This is a genomic window from Oribacterium sinus (assembly GCF_963537195.1).
GTDB classification, from domain to species: Bacteria; Bacillota; Clostridia; order Lachnospirales; family Lachnospiraceae; genus Oribacterium; species Oribacterium sinus_A.
Map to the genome: position 1 here is coordinate 1 of NZ_CAUTEG010000117.1, position 6,374 is coordinate 6,374.

The window sequence follows — 6,374 nt, forward strand, 5'->3', positions numbered from 1 at the left end:
TACTTCCTTTCTCACTCATAAATACCGGAGAATGATTGATAATCGTATTTTTCTTTCCATTTCCTACAGACTTGTAAAATGCCTTCTCCCCAATCCTCCGTACGGAAGCGGGAATCGTGATGTCCCCTAAGTTTTCTGAACGGTAAAAGGCATGGTCCGGTATTTCCTTTAAGGTAGAGGGAAGACTCACTGTCTCCAGATGTTCCATACTGCCAAAGGCTTCCACCTCCACATGCAGCTTTTCTATCCCTTCTTCTATAATCACTCTGCGAATCTTATCCCTATAGGGTTCCCAGGGGGCCAGTTCAAATGCATCCGTTTCCCCTCTTCCACGAAGTGTCAAAGTCATATCATTTCCGGAGCCGCTTAAACTATACTCAATCTCCTTCCCCGCTCTTCCGCTTAGAGATGCCTTCTGTACAATAATCTTGTATTCTTTTGTTTCCTCCACCTGACCATTTTTTATGGTTACAAGCAGTTTGGCTGTTCCTTCGTGCAAGGCCTCAATAGCGACTTCTCCATCAGCATCACGCTTTAGGCTAACAACGGCGGGATCCATTTCTTGTGTCACTTTACAGCGCAAAACATCGTAGTCAAGCAGTTTATAAATACTGATTGTTTCCCCTAACTCCACCGCTACCGTATCCGAAAAATAGTTTTCTTTCATAACCAAAGAAACGGCAAATACGGAGAAATGCTCTGCCGATACCTCTACTGCACTTTCCTTCTCCTCTATCTTTTCTGCCGCGAGTTTCTCTGCCGCTGCATCTACGCTGTCCAGATGAAACACGGAAATCTGCTTTTCCGCATCCTCCTGTAAAAAGGGAATATTGGAAAATTGAACCGTCACTTCCCCTTTCGCAGTATCCGGCTGCACTTCTTCTCCTTCCTGATTGAGCACCGAGATATCAAAAATCATGCTCTGAAGAAGATTTTCCTGATTCTCCTGAAGCTTCTCTTTTACAGCGGAATCCACCTTCTGTTCCTCAACTTTAGAGAGCTTTCTTACTCGTAAAGTCGCGTCCTTTGGAAATACCCCGGAATCAGCCTGCACCGTAATAAGCACACCGGAAAGTGCTTTTTCGGCATAAAATGCGTTCTCTTCGGTAGCCTCAGACTCTCTTTCTGTAATTTCTTTTTCGACTTCATGTTTTTCTTCGACTACATTTTTTTCCATTACGTTTTCTTCAAGTGCATTTTCTTCCATCACATTTTCAGAAGAACTTGTACTCTTTTCTTCCGGAAAACTTTGCTTTATTCCTTCAGACAGTACCGTCTCATTTGCGATAGTTGCTGCAGAAACATAGGTAGAAAAGCTGCAAGATAATGCCAGAAGTAATGCCAATGCTTTTTTTGCTCTTTTTCTCATTTTTCTCCTCATATATTGTTTTACAAGTTCACATTTGGCTTCTGTAGAAAAGAATACCACATGCATTAAATTATAGCAATATTGCTATTTTTTAAGAGATAATTATAAAGTAATCTATCATCTAAAACGTAAGATACATCCGGATAAAAAATGATAATCCCAAATTATCGAGAGTGTACGTTCAGGAAAGAGCACATTAGAGGAACATGATTTGATTGAGGTGGATTAATGGCTATCAATGCATAGGAAAACCGGAGCCACTGAAGGGAGACTTCAGTGGCTCTTGGAGTATTCGCTTATTTCACTACCTCCACACCGTCCGGCAGCAGCTCCGCATTTACGATGGGGTTTCCGCTCATTTTCACCTTCTTTAGGTTTGGAAGATTCCGAAGAACGGAAATGTCGGAGATATAGTTATTCGAGAAATCCAGCTCCTCCAGGGTACTTAGGCCATCCAGACAATCCAGGCTTTGCAGTTTATTGTCACTGATATTCAGACTCTTTAAGGCCTTGTAATGAGAGAGGAAAGATTTTGCATTAGTGGAAAAATCATCTGATTCATCATCCAAATTCTTGAGTGTTGCGTTTGTAAGAGTCAGGCTCTCTACCGTGTTGTCGTCCTCCATGTGGCTTAGAGAAACGGGAAGAACAGGATAGTCACTGGATGAGCGACTTTTGTTCGGAGAGAAAATAAGCTCTTTGGCCCCGTTATTTGTAAAAGTTTGGGTATAATCCGTATATTTATCAAAGGGCAAATCCTGAAATTCCAGATGTGTAAGGGCAGGAAGTGTCCGAAGGATAGGTCCCAAGTCCGGCTGCACTGCACCGATAATGCCATTTCCCACAATGGTCAAATCCGTTAATGTATTCATTCCCTGCAGAAAATCCGAACTGTATTCAATACTATAGTTATGAATTGTCAGCGTCTTTATGGAAGGCATGTGGGCAATGGAATCCCGATCCAGGGAATAGCAGTTCACATTTTCCAAGGCGCTTAAGCCGTGTAAATCAGGAAGCTGATAGGTGTGATACCCGAAGGAAAGCGTCTGTAAAGAACTGAGGGTGCTGAGGGCATTGACATTTTCCAAAGAAGAGCAGTCAATAGAGAGACTGTTTAGGGAAAGATGCCCGGATAAACCGTCCAGATTCAAAATTGAAAGGTCTACTAAACTTAGGGATTTTAATTTCGGCATGTTTTGCACGAAGTTCAAGTCCTTTACATCCTTTAAATTCCGTAAGGAGAGCCGCTCCAGCTGGGGCATACCGGAAAGTACGGCAACATTTTCCACGGAACTATCTCCTGTTCCCAAGAGGTCCAGACTGTTTAGGCTGCTTAAAGAGGAAAGGGGAGAAAGATCCATGGGGCTTTTGTCCGCATTAAGCTCCAGAGCAAGCGTCTTGAGCTTCGGAAAGTTACGAAGGAACAGAAGCCCCTTCGTATAGTCATCATCGATATGAAGGGTGAGCTCTTCCAGAGAAGAAAATGCTTTAAAGGGCGCGTCCTGATCTTCCCCTTCTGCATCCTCGCCGGAGTAGGAATCACCGGTAGCATCATCGTCCAGAGTAATGTTGTAGAGTCCAAGAATCTGTTCGGGATTTGCGAAAAGCTTCGCGAGAGTTCGGAAATCCTCATATTCTCCGGAAAAATAGCGGAGATTGGTCAGGCTCTTAAGGGTATTCGCATCGGCGTTGGCACTATAGTTGAAATGCACCTGATATCCCAGGGAGAGCTTAATCAGGCCTGTAAAAACCTGCATATCCGCTTCATCGATGGTATCTGTGATAGGAAAATAAAGCGTTTCCGGGTCCTTGGCCGTGCCGTCCTCATTCATAGACTTTGCATAGTCAAACTGCCACTTCTCTGTTTGGTCGGAACCGGCCTTGTTGACTTTATGAATGGACAGGAAAGTAAGAGAGTTGTAATCCTCCCTTGTAATATCCTTCAAGCTCTTTCCGAAGGCTGCTTCTACGAAGCTTTTTACGGTCTCATCCTCCGGCACAGTTCGAAACTTCGCCGTAGTCAGACTTACGCTTTTATGAGGCGCACGAAATGTGTTGCTGACGAAAAGTATTAAGATGGCAGATAGTATTGTCCCCATGAGGACAAGCGTCTGTACGGCATTGAGTTCCTGCCTTGCCGGAGGAGCACTTCTTTGCTGTCCCACATTGACATTATCAATATGAATGTTCTGGGTGATATTCGGCTTGCTAGGCTCGATGTAGACCTTAGTTTTACAATATTCACAGGTCACGAAGCCTTCCTTCATTCCCTCCGGAATATGCAAGGTGCCGTGACAGTTGGGACATTCCATTTTTGTAAGAGTCATTGCTTTACGCTCCTTCTTGTATTCTGACTTCTCCAGTATAGCACGGCGGTGGGGCTTTGGGCAGGGATTTTCTTCTTTACTTTCGCTAAACTGAAATTAAGAAATTCAATGGTTGAAACATAGTCATACAAGATTTATAATTACATATATGTAAATTATTACATTTTATAAATATTAGATTATTCAGGTGTAATTATGATGATTGAGAAAGAATTAGAAAGGGTATTTGCTTTATCCTTTGAAATATTTGAACATAAAGAAAAGAATGGACTGCCCAGATACCTAACTACGGGAAGGAAGATATATAAAGCACAATATGAGCAGTTTGGCTTTTATATTATAAAGCTTCATTCCGCGATTGACAGTAGGGTACTTTATAAAGAAAAGTTGCTATATGAAGAGAAATTTGGCGTACCGGTTGCTTTCTGCTTTGAAACGCTTACAAAGAATAACAGGAATGCATATGTAAAGCATCACATCCCCTTTCTGATGGTTCCTACGCAGATTTATTTGCCGTTTTTAGGAATACTTTTCAGTAAGAAGTTTACCGGGACGGAAGGAAGTGCCTTACTGCAATTAACAGCCAATGCGCAGCTGATTTTGCTTTATCTAGTATATAATAAAAAAGCTGATTATACGAAGAAAGAATTGGCGGTAATACTTGGGCTGGATCCCGTCTATGTAACAAGAGGTACAAAAGAGCTTGTTTCCAGGAGATTTATTGCAGAGAAAAGAAAAGGAAGAAGTATCGAGGTGGGGCTTACAATTGATTCAAAAGAGTTGTTTAATGTTGCAAGTTCAGTCCTTTCCAGTCCTGTTCGTGATGTAATCTATGTGAGAAAAACAGAAGATGTGATAGGACTTCCAAAGGCTTCGGATTTTGCCTTGTCAGAAATAAGTATGCTAAATCCACCGGAGATAGCTGTGTATGCCTGTTTTAAGAAAAGCAGGATTGTAGATAAATTTGAAATTGTTGATGAGCCGGGATGGGAAAAGCCTTCTGATATATGCAAAGTGGAATTGTGGAACTATGATCCGGCGAAGCTTTGTGAAAACGGAATAGTGGATAAGCTTTCCTTGTACGCCTCATTGAAGGATACAAAAGATTCTAGAGTTCAGGGGGAATTAGAAAACGTTTTGGAGGAATTAAGTGGCAGTAAGTGGTTTCAATGATTTGGGAAGGTTTTGTGTCCGATTGGATAGGAGAATTTTATGCCAAATTTAAAAGAAAAAGAATATAGGAAGTTTGAAGATATTAAGTACATGCGAAAAGATGGGAGTGAGTATTGGAGTGCAAGGGAACTTGCTGATGTACTTGATTATTCTCAGTGGAGAAATTTTCAAAAAGTCATTGATAGAGCAATGATTGCGTGTAAGAGCAGTGGTCATGAAGTAGCATACGATTTTGCTGAGGTCAGCAAAATCGTAGAAGCAGGTGCTACAAGTAAGTCTATAAAAGATTATGAGCTTACGAGATATGCTTGCTATTTGATTATGCAAAATGGAGATCCTAGAAAAGAGGTTATTGCATTTGGACAGACCTATTTTGCTATACAAACATATCGTCAAGAAATAGCAGACCATTTTAATCAGCTTGATGAAGATAGAAGAAGACTTGTCGTTCGTGGTGATATTAAACAATGGAATCAACTTTTGGTAGAAACAGCACATGATGCAGGAGTTATCACAAACGAAGAATTTGCTATATTCCAGAATGCAGGGTATATGGGATTGTATGGTGGGTTAGATGTAGAAGATATACATGATAGAAAAGGATTGACAGCAAGACAAAAAATCTTGGATTATATGGGAAGTACCGAATTGATTGCTAATTTATTTAGAATTTCACAGACAGAAGAAAAACTGAGGAAAGACAAAGTTGAAGGTGCAGAAGCAGCAACAAAGGTTCACTATACAGTGGGAAAAGAAGTCAGAAGTGCTATTGAAAAAATTGGTGGCACGATGCCGGAAGATTTGCCTGTTCCGGAGAAAAGCATTCAACAGATAGAAAAAGAACAGATGAAGCGTTTAAAAGATAAAGCCCAAAAGGGCAAGTTGATGCTGGATGAATGATATTCATAAAATGCCAATGAGGCGGATATGATTGTAAATGGCTATGCTTTCACTCGCTGTAATGAAGGATTTAGCAAACTGATTTCCACCACCTCATCCGCTACCTCCTGTAAAAAGGCATAGTCGTGAGACACAATGAAGAAGATTCGATCCTCCAGAATAGCAGACTTTAAGAGACGGGCGATACGAAGCATATTTTTCTGATTCATGCCGCTGGTGGGTTCATCAAAAAAGAAAAGCCTTGCCTCCTGATAGAGAGTTGCGGCAATGGCCAGTCGTTGCTTCTGCCCGCCGGAAAGACTCATGGGATGGCGGTCTTTTAACGCGGAAAGTCCCAGTGCGCTGAGGAGTTCTTCTTTTGGCGCATGATGTGGCTTTAACTTGTTTTGTTCGTTTTCTCGCTTGTCTATTATCCCTTCGCTTCTCTCTTTAAGACTTCGTTTTTTTCCTGTCTTCCCCAGTTCCATCTCTTCTTCCACGGAGTCTCCGAATAATTGCTGATTCACGTCCTGCATAACCATAGCGGAAATAGCAAGACGCTGTTTTTTTGAGAGTTCTTTTCCGAAAAGAGAAAAATGGCTACCTTTTTCCTTCTCTAAGCCGCT

5 protein-coding genes and 1 pseudogene are annotated in these 6,374 nt (G+C 41.6%); 3 read left to right on the top strand and 3 right to left on the bottom strand.

What is annotated here, in order from left to right:
* Window positions 1–1,369 (bottom strand): leucine-rich repeat domain-containing protein (locus tag RYL27_RS10230; protein ID WP_314967020.1); only part of this gene is annotated, 1,369 nt, incomplete at its 3' end.
* A gap of 296 nt (window positions 1,370–1,665) precedes the next feature.
* Entirely contained in the window at window positions 1,666–3,696 is a 2,031-nt protein-coding gene (locus RYL27_RS10235) for a leucine-rich repeat domain-containing protein (protein ID WP_314967022.1), read from the bottom strand.
* Window positions 3,697–3,891: 195 nt separating this feature from the next.
* On the opposite strand from RYL27_RS10235, the gene RYL27_RS10240 reads away from it, so the two are divergent.
* From RYL27_RS10240 to RYL27_RS11530, 3 genes are read left to right on the top strand one after another with little or no spacing between them, the layout of a single operon-like run.
* Window positions 3,892–4,869: a hypothetical protein gene (locus tag RYL27_RS10240; RefSeq protein WP_314967024.1), complete on the top strand. Its 978-nt coding sequence runs from the start codon at window positions 3,892–3,894 to the stop codon at window positions 4,867–4,869.
* 39 nt (window positions 4,870–4,908) lie between these two features.
* Window positions 4,909–5,769 (top strand): DNA damage-inducible protein D, encoded by an 861-nt coding sequence (dinD, locus tag RYL27_RS10245; protein WP_314967026.1) that lies wholly within the window; start codon window positions 4,909–4,911, stop codon window positions 5,767–5,769.
* A 27-nt stretch (window positions 5,770–5,796) separates the two neighbouring features.
* Window positions 5,797–5,892 carry a hypothetical protein gene (locus RYL27_RS11530; protein ID WP_442945765.1) on the top strand — a complete coding sequence of 32 codons (96 nt, stop codon included), beginning with the start codon at window positions 5,797–5,799 and terminating at the stop codon, window positions 5,890–5,892.
* A 101-nt stretch (window positions 5,893–5,993) separates the two neighbouring features.
* Here RYL27_RS11530 and RYL27_RS10250 read toward each other — a convergent pair.
* Window positions 5,994–6,374: pseudogene (locus RYL27_RS10250) on the bottom strand (ATP-binding cassette domain-containing protein); the annotation flags it as partial.